Annotated in this window: 17 protein-coding genes; 15 read left to right on the top strand and 2 right to left on the bottom strand. The window is 58.5% G+C overall.

The features are described 5' to 3' along the window. Nucleotides 1-72: 72 nt before the first annotated feature. The 14 genes from LRS06_RS10125 (at nt 73) to LRS06_RS10060 (ending at nt 14,523) form a co-directional block, all read left to right on the top strand. Entirely contained in the window at nt 73-3,489 is a 3,417-nt protein-coding gene (locus tag LRS06_RS10125) for a DUF4175 family protein (RefSeq protein ID WP_257871379.1), read from the top strand. Between the two features lie 42 nt (nt 3,490-3,531). Then, nucleotides 3,532-3,987 (top strand): ATP-binding protein, encoded by a 456-nt coding sequence (locus LRS06_RS10120; protein ID WP_196955571.1) that lies wholly within the window; start codon nt 3,532-3,534, stop codon nt 3,985-3,987. Next, nucleotides 3,984-4,469: an rRNA maturation RNase YbeY gene (ybeY, locus tag LRS06_RS10115; RefSeq protein ID WP_257871378.1), complete on the top strand. Its 486-nt coding sequence runs from the start codon at nt 3,984-3,986 to the stop codon at nt 4,467-4,469. Before LRS06_RS10120 ends, ybeY begins: the two co-directional genes overlap by 4 nt. Nucleotides 4,470-4,622: 153 nt before the next feature. Then, nucleotides 4,623-4,940, top strand: a complete 318-nt coding sequence (locus tag LRS06_RS10110) for a transposase (protein ID WP_257869900.1) — start codon at nt 4,623-4,625, stop codon at nt 4,938-4,940. Next, a complete protein-coding gene (locus LRS06_RS10105; protein ID WP_257869901.1) occupies nt 4,937-5,398 on the top strand; it encodes a transposase in 462 nt (153 codons plus the stop codon). The genes LRS06_RS10110 and LRS06_RS10105 overlap by 4 nt, the downstream gene beginning before the upstream one ends. An 81-nt stretch (nt 5,399-5,479) precedes the next feature. After that, on the top strand, nt 5,480-6,208 hold the full coding sequence (locus LRS06_RS10100) for a GNAT family N-acetyltransferase (protein ID WP_257871377.1): 729 nt from the start codon (nt 5,480-5,482) through the stop codon (nt 6,206-6,208). A gap of 128 nt (nt 6,209-6,336) precedes the next feature. After that, nucleotides 6,337-6,615, top strand: coding sequence for a hypothetical protein (locus LRS06_RS10095; RefSeq protein WP_257871376.1), 279 nt, complete (start codon nt 6,337-6,339; stop codon nt 6,613-6,615). A gap of 60 nt (nt 6,616-6,675) precedes the next feature. Next, nucleotides 6,676-8,544, top strand: coding sequence for a tRNA uridine-5-carboxymethylaminomethyl(34) synthesis enzyme MnmG (gene mnmG / locus LRS06_RS10090; protein WP_257871375.1), 1,869 nt, complete (start codon nt 6,676-6,678; stop codon nt 8,542-8,544). A 282-nt stretch (nt 8,545-8,826) separates the two neighbouring features. Further along, nucleotides 8,827-9,786, top strand: coding sequence for a S41 family peptidase (locus tag LRS06_RS10085; RefSeq protein ID WP_257871374.1), 960 nt, complete (start codon nt 8,827-8,829; stop codon nt 9,784-9,786). Nucleotides 9,787-10,049: 263 nt separating this feature from the next. Further along, complete coding sequence (locus tag LRS06_RS10080; protein WP_257871373.1) at nt 10,050-10,802, top strand: bifunctional 2-polyprenyl-6-hydroxyphenol methylase/3-demethylubiquinol 3-O-methyltransferase UbiG; 753 nt, start codon at nt 10,050-10,052, stop codon at nt 10,800-10,802. Beyond that, entirely contained in the window at nt 10,778-10,963 is a 186-nt protein-coding gene (locus tag LRS06_RS10075) for a hypothetical protein (protein WP_257871372.1), read from the top strand. The genes LRS06_RS10080 and LRS06_RS10075 overlap by 25 nt, the downstream gene beginning before the upstream one ends. 121 nt (nt 10,964-11,084) lie before the next feature. Continuing rightward, entirely contained in the window at nt 11,085-12,698 is a 1,614-nt protein-coding gene (locus LRS06_RS10070; RefSeq protein ID WP_257871371.1) for an Ig-like domain-containing protein, read from the top strand. Nucleotides 12,699-13,424: 726 nt separating this feature from the next. Next, nucleotides 13,425-13,916: a DUF4385 domain-containing protein gene (locus LRS06_RS10065; RefSeq protein ID WP_257871370.1), complete on the top strand. Its 492-nt coding sequence runs from the start codon at nt 13,425-13,427 to the stop codon at nt 13,914-13,916. 133 nt (nt 13,917-14,049) lie between these two features. Continuing rightward, nucleotides 14,050-14,523 carry a hypothetical protein gene (locus tag LRS06_RS10060; protein ID WP_257871369.1) on the top strand — a complete coding sequence of 158 codons (474 nt, stop codon included), beginning with the start codon at nt 14,050-14,052 and terminating at the stop codon, nt 14,521-14,523. A gap of 220 nt (nt 14,524-14,743) precedes the next feature. Here the strand turns inward: LRS06_RS10060 and LRS06_RS10055 are convergent, their stop codons facing one another. After that, nucleotides 14,744-16,144 carry an inorganic phosphate transporter gene (locus LRS06_RS10055; RefSeq protein WP_257871368.1) on the bottom strand — a complete coding sequence of 467 codons (1,401 nt, stop codon included), beginning with the start codon at nt 16,142-16,144 and terminating at the stop codon, nt 14,744-14,746. A gap of 303 nt (nt 16,145-16,447) precedes the next feature. Between LRS06_RS10055 and LRS06_RS10050 the strand changes: the two genes are divergently transcribed. Next, entirely contained in the window at nt 16,448-17,959 is a 1,512-nt protein-coding gene (locus LRS06_RS10050) for a glycine--tRNA ligase (protein ID WP_257871367.1), read from the top strand. Between the two features lie 75 nt (nt 17,960-18,034). Here LRS06_RS10050 and LRS06_RS10045 read toward each other — a convergent pair whose 3' ends face one another. After that, entirely contained in the window at nt 18,035-18,433 is a 399-nt protein-coding gene (locus tag LRS06_RS10045; protein ID WP_257871366.1) for a hypothetical protein, read from the bottom strand. Nucleotides 18,434-18,649 lie beyond the last annotated feature (216 nt).

Genomic DNA, 18,649 nt, shown 5'->3' with positions numbered 1-18,649 from the left:
CGGGGCAACTTCGTTGGGTTGCTGCGGCTGTCGTCGGTTGTCCCAAAGGCTTCGATTTTTATTTCCCTTTCTATGCTGGTGGAAGAACCATCCCGGCTGACTACGGCTCCGGCCGCCCGCTCTTCGGCGCTGGCGCAGGTGCTCACGCAGCTGGAAGCTTTTAAGCGCAAGTTTTACCTGAGTTTGCTGGTGCGCGGCGGCCTCGTGGCCGGTGGCCTGCTGCTCACGCTGTTCGTGGTTCTCAACCTGCTCGAATACTTTCTGTACCTGCCCACCTGGGTGCGGGGCGGACTGCTGTTTGGGTTCCTGGGGCTGGGCGTGTATGCGTTTGTGCGCTGGATCTGGCAGCCGCTGGCCGCCCTCACCAACCTCCGCCGCCTGCTCTCCGATGAGCAAGCTGCCCAGCGCGTGGGTGAGCTTTTCCCGCAGGTACAGGACAAGCTTTTGAACGCGCTCCAGCTGCAAGGTCAGGCCCGCGAAAACGCCCTGATTGCGGCCAGCCTGGAGCAGCGCGCCGCCCAGTTCACGGGCCTCGAATTTGCCCAAGGCATCAACATTCCGGCTCAGACGCGGCCCCTGTGGAAGTATGTAGCGGTGCCCGCCGCCGTGGCCGGGGCCGTACTGCTGATTTATCCCAGCCTGTTTGTGCAGGGCACCGGCCGCATCCTCAACTACCGCCAGAAGTACGCGCCGCCCGCGCCGTTTCGGTTTGTGGTGGAAAATAAGTCGTTGCGAGCGTTCAAAGGGGAGGACTTCCGCCTGCAGGTGGCCGTGGAAGGCGAAGCGCTGCCCAACGACATTACCATTCAGTACGATGGCCACGAGCGGCATCTGACCAAGGAAGCCGGCAACAAGTATTCCTTCGACTTTCGGCAGCTGCGCCGTGACGTAGACTTCCAGCTTGCCGCCGCTGGCTTTTCCTCGGATAGCTACGCCCTGACGGTGCGCGAGCGGCCCGATCTGCGCGACTTCGCTTTGCACATCACCTACCCGGCCTACACCGGCAAAGCCGCCGAAACCATCCGCAACACCGGCAACGCTACCGTGCCCGAGGGCAGCACGCTCCGCTGGGAGTTCAGCACCGCCGCTACCGACGCGCTGGAGCTGCAGTTCCGTGCCCCCGACGAAACCGTGGCGGCCCAGGCCAGCGGCAGCCAGTTTCAGGCCACGCGGCGCATTCTGCGCACTCAGGCCTACGCCGTGCGTCTGCGCAACGCGGCCTCCCTCAACCGTGACCCCATCGAGTACCAGCTCACGGCCATTCCCGACCAGGTCCCCGACATCACGCTCGAAGCTTTTTCCGACACGGTTTCGCGGCAGTACCTGGCCCTGGGCGGCACCGTGCGCGACGACTACGGCCTTTCGCGCCTGCAGCTGCACTACCGCGTGCTGGGCGCCAAAGCCCGGCCCAACGCTGCCTACCAGACCCGCGCCATTGGGCTCCAGCACGGCGCGGCCCAGGTGTACGCCTACCAGTGGGATTTGCGCGGCCTGCGCCTGCAGCCCGGCGACCGACTGGAATACTTCCTGCAGGTTTGGGACAACGACGGCGTACACAGCCCGAAAAGCGCCCGCACCCGCGCCGTGGAGTTCCGGATGCCTTCCAAGCGCGAGCAGCAGGCCCAGCTGAACGCGCAGGCCTCGTCGGTGCAAAGCCAGTTGAGCAAGTCGCAGGAGCAAAGCAAGAAGCTGGAACGGGAGCTGGCCAAGGCCGAAGACAAGCTCAAAACCAAGCGCGAGCTGAACTTCCAGGACCGCAAGCAGCTGCAGGACATGCTGGAGCAAAAGCAGCAGTTCGACGAGCAGATGCAGGACGTGCGCCGCATGTTTGAGCAGCTCAACCAGCAGCAGGACCAGCTCGACCCCAAAAGCCAGGAGCTCAAGGAAAAAGCCCAGGAGCTGCAGAAGCTGATGGACTCCCTGCTCGACCCCGAAACCAAAAAGCTCTACGACCAGCTGCAGAAGCTGTTGGAGCAGAAGCAGGACCAGAACCAGCTGGAAATGCAGCAGCTCATGCAAAAGCTCGAAAACAAGGAAAACACCCTACAGAAAGAGCTGGAGCGCGCCCTCGAAATGTTCAAGCAGCTGCAGTTTGAGCAAAAGCAGGAAAACACCCTGAAACAGCTGGAACAGCTGGCCAAGGAAGAGCAGCAGCTGGCCGAGAAAACCGAGCAGAACGACAAGCAGAACCCCGAAAACAAAGCCAGCAACCAGGAGCAGAAAGCCAAAAATGAGCAGCTCAAGCAGGAGCAGCAGGAAAAGCAGCAGCAATTCGACCAGATTCAGCAGAACCTGAAGGACCTGCAGAAGATGGATGAGCAGCTCGACAACCAGAATGGGGCCGACGAAATGAAGGACCAGCAGCAGGAGGTAGACGAGCAGATGCAGCAAAGCCAGGAGCAGCTAAGCAAAAACCAGAACCAGAAAGCCAGCCAGAATCAAAAGCAGGCCGCGCAGAAAATGCAGCAGATGGCCCAGAAGATGCAGCAGCAGATGAGCGAGGAAGAATCAAACCAGCAGCAGGAAAACATTGACGACCTGCGCGACATCCTCGAAAACCTGCTCAAGCTCTCCTTCGACCAGGAAGGCCTGATGAAAGACTTCCGGCAGGTAGACCAGCAGGACCCGCGCTTCGTGCAGCTGGGCCAGCAGCAGCGCAAGCTCAAGGACGATGCCCGCGTAGTGCAGGACTCACTTTACGCCCTGGCTAAGCGCGTATTCCAGCTTCAGAGCTTTGTGACCCGCGAGGTAAGCGAGATGAACGGGCGCATGGATGAGTCGCTCACGCAACTGCAGCAGCGCAACGTGGGCCGCGCCACCGCCAGCCAGCAGCAGGCCATGACGAGTATGAACAACCTGGCCCTCATGCTCAACTCCGCTTTGCAGCAGATGCAGGAGCAGCAGCGCCAGGGCCAGCAGCAGGGTGGGGGCAAGCCCGGCCGCAAAAAGAAGAAGAAAGGTAGTCAGGCCGGTGAAGGCCAGCTGGGCAAGATGCAGCAGCAGCTCAACCAGCAGATTCAGCAGCTCCAGCAAAGCGGCAAGTCCGGGCGGGCTTTATCGGAGGAGCTGGCCAAGCTGGCCGCCCAGCAGCAGATGATGCGCGAAGCTCTAAAAGAGCTCGAGAAGATGCAGCAGGGCGGTAAACAGGGCAAAGGTGAGCAGGGCGGGGGTGGCCTCGGCGACGTCAAAAAAATGATGGAACAAACCGAGACGGAGCTCGTAAATAAGCGGCTAACGGAGCAAACGGTTATGCGTCAGCAGCAGATTCTGACCCGCCTGTTGGAGGCCGAGAAATCGGCCCGGGAGCGGGACCAGGATACGCAGCGCGAGGCAAAGGCCGCCGAAAACCGTCCGCCAGTTTTTCCACCGGCTTTCAACCGGTATCGTCAGCAGAAAAACCAGTCGACGGAAGCCCTCCGGTCGGTGCCGCCGTCCCTCACGCCGTACTACCAGCGCGAGGTCAGCGAATATTTTCAGAAAATGAAATAGCGTTCTGCTATTTTTACCGCCTTTGCCGCCTTTCCCTCTTTTATGAAACAGGTCAAGATTCAGATTCCTTCGCTCGTTGAGAACATTCGTGTAGTTGAAAGCTTCATCGACAACTCGAAGGATACGTTTCACATTGAAGACGACATCTACGGCAACATTATGGTGGCCGTCACGGAGGCGGTGAACAACGCCATCCGGCACGGTAACAAGTTCGACCGTGACAAAAACGTGCACCTCTCGCTGCAGGTAGATGCCAACCGGGTGAAGTTTGAAGTGGAAGACCAGGGACCTGGCTTCGACTATACCAACCTGATTGACCCGACCGCGCCCGAGAACCTCGAAAATCCCGGTGGTCGTGGCATCTTCCTCATCCGCCACCTCGCCGACGAGGTAGAGTTTTCCAAAGATGGTCGTAACGTGCAGCTCACGTTCTTCCTCACGCCCGAAGGCGCCGATTCGGCCACTGCTTCCGAAGCTTCTGACCACAACGCGGCATGAGCACCCTGCCCCCTACCGAGCACGACGAGCCCATTGACGGGTACTTTGAGCACGAGCGGCTCGGTATCGAATTTGTGGTGGAAGACGTAGATTTTGAGCTGGCCGACGCCGAGGAGCTAACTTCCTGGGTGGAGCGCATTGCCAAAGTCCACGAGCACGAAATCGTGCACCTTACCTACATTTTCTGCTCCGATGAGTACCTGCACAAGGTGAACATGGAGTACCTCGACCACGACACGTACACCGACGTCATCACCTTTGACAACGCCGACGACGCCGACATCATCGAGGGAGACATCTTTATTTCGGTGGAGCGAATCCGCGAAAATGCTCAACAGCACGGCGTCACATTCCGCGACGAGCTGCACCGCGTAATGATTCACGGCGTGCTGCACCTGCTCGGCTACGCCGATAAGGACTTGCTTAGCCAAACCGCCATGCGCAAAAAAGAAGACGACTGCCTTTCGCTGCGCACCTTTTAAGCCAAAGGCTTACGCCAGCCCGTTGAAACGCCTGCCTATTCGGTGGGCGTTTTCGTTGGTTTGCAATTATTAGAACGTCATGCTGAGCGGAGTCGAAGCATCTCTACCGCTTCGGCTGTAAGAAGCTGTTTAAGTTAGCGAGTAGCTTTGGGGATGCAGCAAAAGCGTTACAGTTCGGATCTAACGGAGCGTCAGTGGGCAAAGCTGGCGCCGTTGCTGGTGGTGCAGCGCACGAGCAAGTGGCCGTTGCGAGCGGTAGTAAACGGCATTTTCTACGTGCTCAAGAACGGCTGCGTGTGGCGCGACGTGCCGGCGGACTTTCCACCCTGGCCGACGGTGTACTACTATTTCACCAAGTGGACAGCGGATGGCAGCTGGCAACGGGTCAGTGCTTGTTTGACGATTGAGGCCCGGGAGCGGGCAAAAAAAATGCCCAGCCCACCGAGGCCATCCTCGACAGCCAAAGCGTGAAAAACACGGCCACCAGTACGCGTTGCGTGGGCTACGACGCGGGCAAATGCATCAAGGGCCGCAAGCGCTTTTTCCTGGTGGATACGCTGGGCAACCTGCTCGCCTGCTGCGTGGTCGCCGCCCACTGCCACGACGGCGCCAGCACGGCCCGCTTCTGGGACGCACTGGCGCTGGACAACGAACTACTTGACCGGCTGCAGATCGTGTTCGTGGACGGCGGCTTTGGCCGCTGCTTTCGCCAGCACCTGGCGGGCCGGGGTGTACTGGCGCAGGTACCCAAGGGCGTAGTGGCCGACAAAGGCCGTTTTTTTATCCACACCAAGCGCTGGGTGGTGGAGCGCAGCATTGCCTGGGCCGGCAACAACCGCCGCTTGGCCAAAGACTACGAACGGAAAACGCAGCATGCCAACGCCTGGCTCTACCTAGCCAACATCCGACGACTCACCAAGCTAACTTAAACAGCTTCTAAGATTGAGTTAGCCAGCGGTAGAGATGCTTCGGCAAGCTCAGCATGACAGTTTATCAAATTTCTCTCTATTATGTCCACCACGCCTCAGTCAATCCTTACTATTCCGGGTGAAGCGCTGGATTATTACCTGAGCCAGGGTTACTACCGGATGCAGCAGAACCTGTTTACCTGCCGGTTTCTGCCCATCGACGACCAATTGTACACTGTGCATTGGCTGCGGCTGGTACTGAGCAGGGTGAGCTACGGGCCCGCCCAGCGCCGGCTGCTGCGCCTCAACGAGCGGTTTGCGGTGGTGCTCCGGCCTTTTCGCCTTACCGAGGAATTGGAAGAATTGTACGCCCGCTACCGCGCCTCCATCACCTTCGACGCGCCCGAAACCATTGAGGCTTTTCTGCAGGCGGGCGCCGCCAACAACGCCTTCAGCACGGGTGTGGTGGAAATCCGGGACGGTCAGCAGCTGATTGCGGCTGGTATTTTCGACAGCGGAGCGCGCAGTATTGCGGGCATTATGAACTTCTACGACCCCGCCTACCGCAAATACAGCCTGGGAAAGTACCTCATGCTGCAGAAAATCAACCACGCTCTGCGCCAGCAAAAGGCCTACTACTACCCCGGCTATCTGGTGCACAACTACCCTAAGTTCGACTACAAGCTGTTTGCCTGCGAAGCCGCCACCGAAGTATACGACAGCCTGAGTGGCCGCTGGCTGCCATTTTCCTGGGCTACGGTAGCGGCGCAATCAGCTGATATACTGTCTGGTTTGCCGGAAGACGCCGTGGATGAGTACGAGGTGGAATAAGCCGGGTGCCACGCGAAAAAGCCGCTGAATGCGTATCTTTGCGCACGTTTTGAGGGGTTTAGCTTGGCTTCTTTGTAAAAGATGAAGCCTGTATCCTTCAAGTGTGGAGGATTTTCCACTTTGCCCTCATGCATGCAGCCGGCACATTTACAGTAGAAGATGCTTGGTATATTACCAGTCGCGGTTGTTGGGTGCTTGTCGGAGAAATCCAGGGGGAATTTGGTGTGGTCAGGCAGTTACTTTTTGCTACTGGAGTGTTACTTCCTATAAGCCAAATGTGCCCTGTCAATGTCAGCAATAAGAATCGAATTCATAAAACTGGCTTGATTACTTCCGCTCACTTTGCTTCCCGGCAGGAATTACTCCACCAGCAGATCATTGGGGCGACGGCGCAAGTGTTGGAATAATGCCCGCCGGGCACAATTTCTGCCGCTTGCCTGTTGCTCTCTTTCGAACAACTTTTGACCATGTTTCAGCAAGAAGAGTACGACGTTATTGTAGTAGGTGCCGGCCACGCCGGGTGTGAGGCCGCCGCGGCCGCCGCCAACATGGGCTCCAAGGTGCTACTCGTGACGATGAACATGAACACCATCGCGCAGATGTCGTGCAACCCGGCCATGGGCGGGGTGGCCAAAGGGCAGATTGTGCGCGAGGTGGACGCCCTGGGCGGGCAGTCGGGCATCATCACCGACAAAACCATGATTCAGTTTCGGATGCTGAACCGCTCGAAAGGCCCCGCCATGTGGAGCCCGCGGGCGCAGAGTGACCGGATGCGCTTTGCCGAGGAGTGGCGCATGACGCTGGAACAAACCCTGAACGTGGACTTCTGGCAGGAGGCCGTAACGGGCATCGTAGTGGAAAACGGCACGGCCGTGGGCGTGAAAACCCAGCTCGGCATCGAGTTCCGGGGCAAGTCGGTGGTGCTGACCAACGGCACTTTCCTCAACGGCCTTATCCACATCGGCGAAAAGCAGTTCGGGGGTGGCCGCGCCGCTGAAAAAGGCAGCACCGGCATCACGGAGCAACTGAAGGAGCTGGGCTTTGAGGCCGGCCGCATGAAAACCGGTACCCCGCCCCGCGTGGACGGCCGTAGCCTTGACTACTCCAAAATGGAGGAGCAGGCCGGCGACGAAATGCCCAGCAAATTCTCCTACCTCGACACGCCCGCGCTAACGAACCAGCGCCCTTGCTACATCACCTACACCAACGCCGAGGTCCACGAAATCCTGAAGGAGGGCTTCGAGAAGTCGCCGATGTTCCAGGGCCGCATCAAGGGCCTGGGGCCGCGCTACTGCCCGAGCGTGGAAGACAAAATCAACCGCTTCGCCGACAAGGACCGCCACCAGATTTTCGTGGAGCCCGAAGGTTGGTCTACGGTGGAAGTGTACGTGAATGGCTTCAGCTCGTCGTTGCCTGAAGACGTGCAGTACCGCGCCCTGCGCAAAATTGCCGGCTTCGAAAACGCTAAGATGTTCCGGCCCGGCTACGCCATTGAGTATGACTTCTTCCCGCCCACGCAGCTCAACCTCACGCTGGAAACCAAGCTGGTGCAGAACCTCTACTTCGCGGGCCAGATCAACGGCACCACGGGCTACGAGGAGGCCGCCTGCCAAGGGTTGATGGCCGGCATCAATGCCCACAACAAGGTGCACGGCAAGGAGCCCTTCGTGCTCAAGCGTAGCGAAGCCTACATCGGCGTGCTCATCGACGACCTCGTGAATAAAGGCACCGACGAGCCCTACCGCATGTTCACGAGCCGCGCCGAGCACCGCCTGCTGTTGCGCCAGGACAACGCCGACCTGCGCCTCACACCCTTGGGCTACGCGCTGGGTTTGGCTTCGGAAGAGCGGATGGCGCTGGTGCGGGAGAAGGAGGAGCAAACGGCTGCCGTAGCCAAGCTGCTGAAAACCCACGCCATAGAGCCCGCGGAAATCAACGGCTGGCTTGCGGAAATCGGTTCGGCTACCATTCATGAGAAAACGCGCGTGGTGAATTTGCTGCGCCGCCCCGGTGTGGATCTGCCGGCGCTGGCGCGGGTGCTGCCCGGCCTCACGCTGGCCCTGGCCCCGTACCGGCCGGATGCGCTGGAGCAGGCCGAAATCCTGGTGAAGTACGAGGCCTACCTGGAGAAGGAGCACCAGCAGGCCGCCCGCATGCAGGAGCTGGAAAACTTCACGATCCGCGGCCGCCTCGACTACCACGCCATGCCGGCCCTTTCGCATGAGGCCCGGGAGAAGCTGCTCAAGATTCAGCCCGAAACCTTGGGGCAGGCCTCGCGCATCAGCGGCGTCAGCCCAGCCGACGTTTCGGTGCTGATGGTGTACCTTGGGCGGTAGGGCTGTTATCCTGAGCAGTGCGAAGCATCTCGCGTGTTTACGTTGTAGTAATTTCGAAATCAAGTGCTTCGCTGGACTCAGGAAAACAGGATTTTGGTAACGGTGGGGAAGTGCAATAGTGCGGATCTTATCTGAGTTTCATCCCTTGACACGATCTTAGTTCTCGGACAATTCCAGGAAAAGGGGTGGTTTTCGGCTACCATCGTCTCGCTAGTAAAATGTAGTGTTTCTCTGGGATGAGCTTCGCCTGTTGGGCTTTGTTTTACCAATCACGCAAACCGGATGGCCAAGCTCTGCCTTTTATTCTTCCTCTTTACCGCTTGTCATGCCGAGCGCAGACCGCCTTCCCCCGCGGTGCAGAAATACCTGGAGGAGGTAGTCCGCATTATGCAAGCCAATTTTGTTAATCGGGCGGCCATAGACTGGGTAGTTTTCAGGCAGAAGGTGCTGGCTAAGGCAAGTGGCGCCAACACTATTGAGCAGGCCTATCCAGCGGTTGAATTTGCCATCGTGGCCCTGGGCGATAAGCACACACAGTTTTATTATGCGCACCCGGTGAAGGGCACCAAAATACCCCTCGCTAAGCTATTCTCACCATACCCCGATGAGCCGGTTCCTGAGGACATAGGCTACATCCGAATTCCTTGGGTTGTCGGTAGTCAGGAAAAGCTGGACGCGTATATAACCAACGTGCTAACCCAAATAAAGGAGCGGGATAAGCCAGAGTTAAAAGGCTGGATCGTGGATTTAAGAGGGAATATGGGCGGGAATATGTGGCCGATGCTTGTGGGGGTAGGACCGATTTTGGGAGAAGATACGCTCGGCTATTCTGTTGACGCGAATAATACCAAAACCGCGTGGCGATACGAAAAGGGCAAGGCATTGGCGAACGGTGACATAGAGGCCGAAACCGCCAATTACTACATGTTGAAGTCTGCCAACCCGGTAGTGGCCGTGCTGACCGATACCCTAACGGCTAGTTCGGGCGAGGCCGTTGCCATCGCCTTCAAAGCCCGAAAGCATACCCGAAGCTTTGGGGCGGCCACTTGCGGGGTGTCCACCGGCAGAGGCCGGTTTTATTTATCCGATGGGTCCGTTCTCCTACTGACAAACGTCGTATTCGCGGACCGCCGCCTGGTACGGTATGGCCACTCAATAGCCCCCGATGAGACGCTCAAGTCTACCGAAGTAGTGCCGCGAGCTATTCGGTGGATCAGAGAAGAATACAAAGCGACGAAATAAGTGGCCTGGCCATAGAAACTGTATTGTCATGCTTGATCTGGCGTCCGCTTGTCGAAGCATCTCTACCGCTTCGTTGAATTACCATTGCAACGGCAGCACACGAGATGCTCCGCTCTGCATGACGGTCTGCCATGTTTCGCCAGCGGCTGCAGTTTCTTCCGGATTCTGCGGCCGCTTTGGTTTCGTACCTTCGCCCTGCGGCTGGTTTCTCTGCGCAAGTCGGTCGTCGCCAGCAGCGAAATCAACATAATCAGCTAGAATCTGTGGTTTACGAACGACTTGATAAGTGCCCGGTGTGCGGGAAAGCGGAGTTTCGCAACAAGCTGGTCGTCGAGGATAAGTCGGTGAGCAAGGAAAGCTTTGCCATTCAGCAGTGCCTGGCGTGCTCCTTTCAGTTTACCAACCCCCGGCCCGACGCCGCGCACATTGGCCGCTACTATGAGTCGGAGGAGTACGTGTCGCACAACAGCGGGGCGGGCGGGCTTATCAACCAAGCTTACAAAGTTGCGCGCTTCTTCACCATGCGCCGCAAGGTGGCATTGCTGAATCATCGGGCTCCGCGCAAAGGCAAGCTGCTGGACTACGGCTGCGGCACCGGACACTTTCTGGCGGCGGCCAAAGGCAACGGCTGGCAGGTGGCCGGCTGGGAGCCCAACGCCCGCGCCCGCGAAGAAGCTACCCGGCGCGTGGGGCAGCCCATTGGCACCGAGAGCTTGGTGCAGTTTCAGGCCGGCTCGTTTGATGCCATTACGCTCTGGCATGTGCTCGAACACGTGCACGAGCTCAACGAGACGCTGGCCCAACTCATTCGCCTGCTCAAAACCGACGGCGTACTGCTGATTGCGGTGCCCAACGTGGAAAGCTTCGATGCCCAGCACTACCAGCAGGACTGGGCCGCGCTGGATGTGCCACGCCACCTCTACCATTTCAGCCCCAAAACCATGACGCAGCTGCTCAAAAGCACAAGCTCCAGCTGCTCGATACTTTGCCCATGCCGCTGGACGCGTACTACGTGAGCATGCTGAGCGAAAAAAACCGGGCCGAGCGGGGCGCCGGCATGCTGGCCGTGCTGCGCAATGGCTACCACTCCAACCAGTACGCCGCCCGGCACCAGCAGCAGTACAGCAGCCTGATTTACGTGGCCACCCGGCGCGATGCCGCCCCGGCCAGCCGCTAGGGCAGGAGGGAACCTGCCCGGCCTCGGGAGCAGAACTTACCGTGGGGCTGGCAGAAGCCGGCCCTGCGTACTTTTGGGCGGCGGTGGCCGTTTTCCGCTTTTCACGTTTGTAGTGCTGCTGATGTCTGCTCGTTTTGCGTTGCCGTTGCTTGTTCTTATGGGTGCTGCCGGGGGTGGCTGTGCTACCATTGCCACGCCCGAAGGCGGGGCCCGCGACACCGTAGCACCCAAGCTGGTAAGCAGCCTACCCGCCGACCGCGCCGTGAACGTGCGCAACCGCTCCGTGGTGCTGGAGTTTTCGGAGCCCGTGCAGGTGAAGGACCTCAGCAAGAACCTCCTGGTGGCGCCCCTACTCGCCGACGACAACAAGTACACCGTGCGGGAAGGCAAGAACACCGTTACGCTGGAGTTCGAAAAACCCTTTGAGCCGAACACCACCTATTCCTTCAACTTCCGCGACGCCATTACCGACATCACGGAAAACACCCCCGCCCGCGACGTGTCCGTGAGCTTCAGCACCGGCGCGGCCCTCGATTCAGGGGCGGTGCAGGGCCGCGTGGTGGATCTGCTTACGTCCCAGCCCTCGGCCGACGTATCGGTGGTGCTGTACCCCGAAGCGGATACGGCCAACGTGCGCCGCGGCCGGCCCTACTACCTTGCCCGCACCGATAAGGGTGGCCGCTATCAGCTGCGCAACCTGCGCGAAGGCCGTTACCGCCTGTTTGCCCTGGCCGATAAAAACCAAAGCAGCCGCTACGACGAAGGCGAGAAAATCGGCTACCTGCCCGAACCCATTACCATCAAGCCGGGCACCGACTCCGTGCAGCTCCAGCTCACGCGCCCCGATGCCCGCCGGGCCCTGGTGACGTCCCAGAAATCGGACCCGCTGCGCTTTGTGGTGGGCTACAACGAAGGCCTGCAAAGCGCGGTCATTAGCCTACTCGGTGCCGCTGCTACCTCGCCCAACGAAGCTCTGCAGCTTATCGACCGGGGCCGCTCAGTGGCTTTGTACAAATCAACTCAATTGCCGGAAGGCCGCTACCTGCTGGCTTCCACCGACAGCGCCGGCAATTCCGGTCGCGACACCCTGAACGTGAAGTTTACAGGCACCGCGCCCACCCGCCGGCCACCCGCGTGGCAGCTGGTGGGCAGCAGCAAGGAAGTGTACCGGCAGGGCCTGGTAGCTGTTCAGTTTACCGAGCCCCTGCGTCTGGTGCCTGATCAGCCCATTGGCGTGCTGGTGGAAGATTCCACCAAACGCCGCCCGCTGCGCCTGCCCGCCGACGCCACTCTCAGCCCCGACCGTACGCTGCTTACGGTGAAGCTGAACAGCAAAGCCAACAAATCCATCAGCCTGCAGCTCGACAGCACGGTGGTGACGGCCATATCCGGGCGCAGCCTGGGGCTGAAGCCGCTGCGGTTTACGCCCACCGACCAGTCGCCCTCGGGTACGCTGGCCGGGCGCGTACAAACCACGGCCAAGCGCTTTGAGCTACAGCTGCTCGACGACAAAAACCAGCTGGTGCGCACCCTCGACTCGCCCCGCACGTTCCGCTTCGACAACCTGGCACCCGGCACCTACCACATCCGCGTCTTCATCGATACCAACGCTGATGGCCGCTGGCAGGGGCCTGATCCTAACCTGCGCCAGCTGCCGGAGCCAGTCTTCAACCTCCAGCGCGAGTTTCAGGTGCGCGCCAACTGGGAGGAGGAAGATATTCAGGTGGCCTTCTAGCTGGGCTTCTTGCCAGCGTAGCCTTTGCCCTCGGCCTTTCCGGTCGGGGGCTTTTTGTTGTTGGCTGATTCAAAGGCCGCGGCCTATATAGATAACTATTTATAGGCTACTTATCCACAGCCAAAACCGCATTTCGGGCTTTCTTAAGCGGTTTTAGCTTCCAGGCTAAACGGTATTCCACAGGGTTATCCACCAGCGGCTGATGGGGCAGCTTTACCTGTGGATAATACCGGCGTAACCTGGGGATAATCCGTGGAGAAGTTGCGGAAAAGTTTTTTTGCAGGTGCGCCGCCGCTGACAGCTCGTTTTCCCGTCCGCTGCTTGGTGGATAAGGGTGGACAACTTCCCCCGCTTTCCGGCGCTGTCCACATCGTGGATTTATGTGAATTGTGGATTCGTGGATAAGCCTGTGGATTGTTGATTTCTTCGGTAGTTGTTTTACTTTCAGGCCCTTATAATCCACAATCGATGTGGATTAGGGGTGTATAACCCCGGCCTTGTCCACAAGTTTTCCGCGTGTGGACAACATCTGATTCTTATCCACTTATACACACCCCTAACGATGGGGGATTAAAAAAGAGATTTAAAAAAAGACTTTTAAAAAGTTATTAACTGAGTGGATAACTCGGGTCCGTTTTCAGTTTCCTGTTGCCAGGTAGCAGTTGCCCGTATTTCGAACAAGAACTGCCTGGAAACTGAAAACTGGCAACTGAAGTATAGCCGGGTATGCCGTTCAACTACGATCAGGATTTCAAGCACCTCAACCTGCGGGAGCAGCCCGAGCTGTACCGGGTAGGCAAGGGTGAGCAGGGCGTGCTGCTGGTAGAGCCCTATAAAAGCGAGATTCTGCCGCACTGGCGCTTTCGCACCCCGGAGGTAGCCCGGGAGTCGTCGGAGCAGATCTATGCGCTGTTTGAGGCGTACCTGCGGCAGGAGGATTTTGTGGGCGCCGATATGGCTCGCAAGTTTCTGCAGATGGGGTATACCCGCGCCCGGCGCTACGCCAACCACCGCGGCGGCAAGAAATACGACGGCCCCGTGCCGGACGATAAGAAAGGCCAGAGCGGGGCCCATGGCCGGGCGGAGCTGCCCCGTGCCCCCGAGGACCCCGAAAAGGCTGCCGCTGCGCGCATTTTCAAGCAGAAGTGGGACGAGGCCCGGCAGCACCCCGACTACGTGCGGCAGAAGTCCGCGTTTGAAGCCCGCTATGGGAAGTGAACCGGCATAGGTGGGTAATGGAAAGCAGGGAGGCGAAGTGCTTCCTACCACAAAACCCTATAACCCTCCTCTCATCCAGCCGTTCAACAATCAGCCTACCTTTGCGGGCACCAACCCTAATTCCACTTCGCAAATGAGCACTCCGAATAGCATCGAAGAAAACGAAATCGTCCTGGGCCAGGGCATGGGCCCACTCAAGTTCGGCGCCAGCCAGGACCAGGTGCGCACCCTGATGGGGGAGCCCGAGGAAATCGAAGAGTCGGAAGATGAGGACGAGTTTGAGCACCAGGCCTGGAACTACCTTGATGAGGGCTACTCCCTGTACTTCGACCGCGAAGACGACTACCGCCTGAGCTGTATCGAAACCGACCACCCTGGTATGCGCCTCTACGGCGAGTCCATTCATGGCCGCAGCGTGGAGCAGATTGAAGACCTGATGAGCCAGCACGGCCACACGGCCAGCGAGAAAGAAACCATGGAAACCGGTGAAGTTCGCCTTTCCTACGAAAAGGAAATGATTGACCTTTACTTTGATGAGGACGAGCTCCAATTCATCAACTTCGGGGTGTTTATCAACGACGACCTGGAAGTGCAATGGCCGGCGTAAACTGAGTTATCCACAAAATGCCCGGTTTTCGCTGTTGATAAGTGGATAAGTAATTCATAACCCGTTGGTTTCGCCCGGTTTTATGGAGGCTTTGCGCTAAGCATCGGGCAACGCCTCACATAATCCAAAAGTTATCCACTTCAAAGCTCAACCATAAAAAAAGCCACCCGGCCGGGTGGCTTTTTTGTGTATAACCAAGATTGGCTGAAAAGCAGACGCGCTAGATAAGCGCCCGGAAGAGCAGGAATAGACCACCCGAAAGGAACATGGTAACCGGCAGGGTGAGTACCCAGGCCATGGCTATGTTGCGCACCATCTGGGGGTTCAGGTTCTTGATGCCGCGGTTGGCCACCATGGAGCCCGCAATGGCCGACGACAGTACGTGCGTGGTAGAAGCCGGCAGATGCGCCCAGGTGGAAGCCCCAATCATGATGGCAGCTACAAGCTCCGAGGAAGCGCCCTGCGCGTACGTCAGGTGCTCTTTGCCGATACGCTCTCCGATGGTTTTTACAATGCGCTGCCAGCCTACCATGGTGCCCACGCCCAGCGACAACGACACCATCAACAGCACCCACCAGGGAGCATAGTCGGTGAAGGAGCGCATGTTGGCAATGGCGTCGTCGTAGGTTTTACGGTCGGCCGTGCTCAGGCTTACTTTTTCGCTGGCCATGATGTTCTTGGCGCGGCTGTAGGTGAGCAGGATGGCCTTACGGATCTGAAACCGCTCGGACTGCGGCAGCTTATTGACGTCGGTGCGGCCGGCAAAAATGCGGTCCAGCGCAGCGGTCTGCTGCTTTACCAGCACCAAGTCAGCCTTATCCTTGGCCGACAGCTCCTCGGGGTTGATTTTATTGACCACCATTTCCACCTGGGCCAGTGAGGCGCGCATGTCCAAGGGGTTTTTGGCGCTGTCGAGGGCAAAGAAGGTAGGCACGATGCCAATCAGAATCAGCATGACCAGGCCCACGCCTTTCTGCCCGTCGTTGGAGCCGTGGAAATAGCTTACCAGCGTGCAGGTAGCTACCAGAATCAGCCGGATCCAGAGGGGTGGGGGCTTGCGCTTGTGAGGCTCCTTGAAGATGGCCTTGTTGCGCACGAAGCGCTTGAGCACGAACATCAGCAGAATGGTGAGCGTGAAGCCAAACAGCGGGCCTACCAGCAGGGCAACGCCAGTTTCGGAGGCCTTGCTCCAGTTCACGGCTGCCCCACCCGATTCGGGTAGCAGCGAAAAGGCAATGCCCACGCCCAGGATGGAGCCGATAAGCGCGTGCGAGGACGAGGCCGGAATGCCATAGTACCAGGTGCCCACGTTCCAGATAATAGCCGCCAGAATGAGGGCGCCCACCATGGCAATGCCGTGGTAGATGTTCTGGTCCACGAGGCTTTCGACGGGCAGCAGGTACACGATGCCCATAGCCACGCCAATACCGCCCGTGAGTACCCCGATAAAATTCCAGAAGGCCGACCAGATAACGGCCACCCAGGGCCGCAGGGTATTGGTGTAAATGACCGTAGCCACGGCGTTGGCCGTGTCGTGGAAGCCATTTACGAATTCAAACGCGCAGGCCGCTACCAGACAAAGCAGCAGCAGCACCAGCACATGAGGCTCTAAGCCAAACATAAAAAGGAAGTTGGTGGGTAATCAGTTTTCGACAATCAAAGGTAGGTTGGGCAGGAAAGGGCGCAAGATTATGAAATTGTTACGCACTTGGACGGCGTAGCAAGTTGAGGCGCTAAACGCAGGAATATTCAACAAGTTGAGTTTCCTGAAGGCGCAAGCCCCGGAAGCACTACTTTTGCCTTTCATACAGTGCTTGGTGCCTGATGCGTAGTGCTTAGGAGGCAGTTTGCCGTAGAGGGCAATACCGCGTCGGCCCTGCGTCAGCCTCTAAGCACTGGGCCCTACGCACTATCAACTACAACCATGAGCAACCCCGCGCAAACTACCACCGAAGGCACGCTGGCCGAAATTGTGTCGCACGCCAAGGAATACGGCTTCGTGTTTCCTTCCTCGGAAATCTACGACGGCCTGGCCGCCGTGTACGACTACGGCCCCAACGGCGTGGAGCTGAAGAACAACCTCAAGCAGCTCTGGTGGAAGGCCATGACCCAGCTCAACCAGAACGTGGTGGGCATCGACGCGGCCATCTTCATGCACCCGCTTACCTGGAAAGCCTCCGGCCACGTCGATGGCTTCTCCGACCCGATGATTGACAACCTCGACAGCAAGAAGCGCTACCGCGCCGATCAGTTGATAGAAGAAAAAGCGGCCGAGTACGAGAAAAACAACGAGCTGGCCCGCGCCGAAACCTTGCTGGCCGAACTGGGCCGCCTGCTCACCATCGAAGACCTGGCCGGCGTAAAGCAGCTCATCATCGACGAGAAAATCCTGTGCCCCATCAGCAAGACCGGCAACTGGACCGACGTGCGCCAGTTCAACCTGATGTTCTCCACCCAGGTAGGGGCCGTAGCCGAAGATTCGAGCAAGATCTACCTGCGCCCCGAAACGGCGCAGGGTATCTTTGTCAACTTCCTGAACGTGCAGAAGTCGGCGCGGCAGCAGGTGCCGTTTGGTATTGCCCAGATCGGCAAGGCCTTCCGCAATGAGATTGTGGCCCGCCAGTTCATCTTCCGCATGCGGGAGTTCGAGCAGATGGAAATGCAGTTCTTCGTGCGCCCTGGCACCGAGGGCGAGTGGTACCAGCACTGGAAGGAAACGCGCCGCCGCTGGCACGAGGCCCTGGGGCTGCCCGCCGCCAAGCTCCGCTTTCACGACCACGACAAGCTGGCGCACTATGCCAAGGCCGCCGTGGACATCGAGTACGAGTTTCCCTTCGGCTTCAAGGAAATTGAGGGCATCCACTCCCGCTCCGACTTCGACCTGACCCAGCACCAGGCCTTGAGCCGCAAAAAGCAGAACTACTTCGACAACGACATCAACCCTGAAACCGGCAAGCCCTACGGCAACTACGTGCCCTTCGTGGTGGAAACTTCGGTGGGCGCCGACCGCCTGTTCCTGGCCACGCTCTGCCAGGCATTCCAGGAAGAAATTATCGTCGAAGGCGAAGGCGAGGAGCAAAAAACCAAAACCCGCAAGCTGCTGCGCCTGCATCCGGCCGTAGCCCCGGTGAAAGCCGCCATCTTCCCGCTGGTGAAGAAAGACGGCCTGCCCGAGAAAGCCAACGAAATCTACCAAGCCCTGCGCCACGACTTCCGCGTTATCGTGGAGGAGAAGGACGCCATCGGCAAGCGCTACACCCGCCAGGACCTCATCGGCACGCCCTTCTGTATTGCCGTTGACCACCAGACGCTGGAAGACAACACCGTGACGGTACGCCACCGCGACTCGCGTGAGCAAACCCGTATGCCCATCAGCGAGCTGCATGGCTACATCGGTCAGGCCGTGAGCTTCTCGCGCATTTTTGAGCAGCTGTAACCCCGCTGCAGTTAAAAAACAGCGAGGCCGCCGGAGCAATCTGGCGGCCTCGCTGTTTTTAGCGGTGAAAGAAGTTTAATTGTCGCTCAGCCAGGCAGAGGCCTCGTGGCGGGAAGTGAAGTAATTGAACTCCACATGCTCCGGCGGCATCAGCAGGCCCGCCGAGTAGTTGCCGATCTGGTGCTGATACTGGCCTTCCGACAGCACGGCGGCAATGAAGATAGGGCGCGTCAGCCCGGCCGGGATGTCGTTGATGAGCGGCGCCAGGATGTGCTCCTCCTCATCGGTAGGCGGGGCGTTGCGCTTGAGGTCGAGCAGCAGCTTGCCCACGTTCTGGCGCCGCATTTCCTGCAGGGCCCGCTGGTAGGCTAAGGCAAATGAGGTAGAAAGTCGGGTTGCATTGTAGCTGAGGTGTAGGGTTTCGGTGGCTGGATGGTAGGTGAGGGACGCATCCGGCGTTTGGTACAGAGTCATGGAGCAGAGAAGAGCAGTCAGAAATAAAAATAGTGCAACAAATAGCACAGTCAATATTCTGACGATTGGCCTTTTACGAAAAGAGACGCCTACAAAGTTGCCTATTTTTCGGGAATAATACCTCGTAGAAATACAACTAATTTATACCCTTGGGTGCCTGATCTGAAAACGGCTGAAAAGGTTGCACCGGCGGGCTTCCCGGCATTGCGTACCTTT

This window comes from Hymenobacter sp. J193 (assembly GCF_024700075.1).
Lineage (GTDB): Bacteria > Bacteroidota > Bacteroidia > Cytophagales > Hymenobacteraceae > Hymenobacter.
The sequence above is the reverse complement of the archived record's forward strand: the minus strand, read 5'-3'. Positions and strand labels throughout refer to the sequence as shown.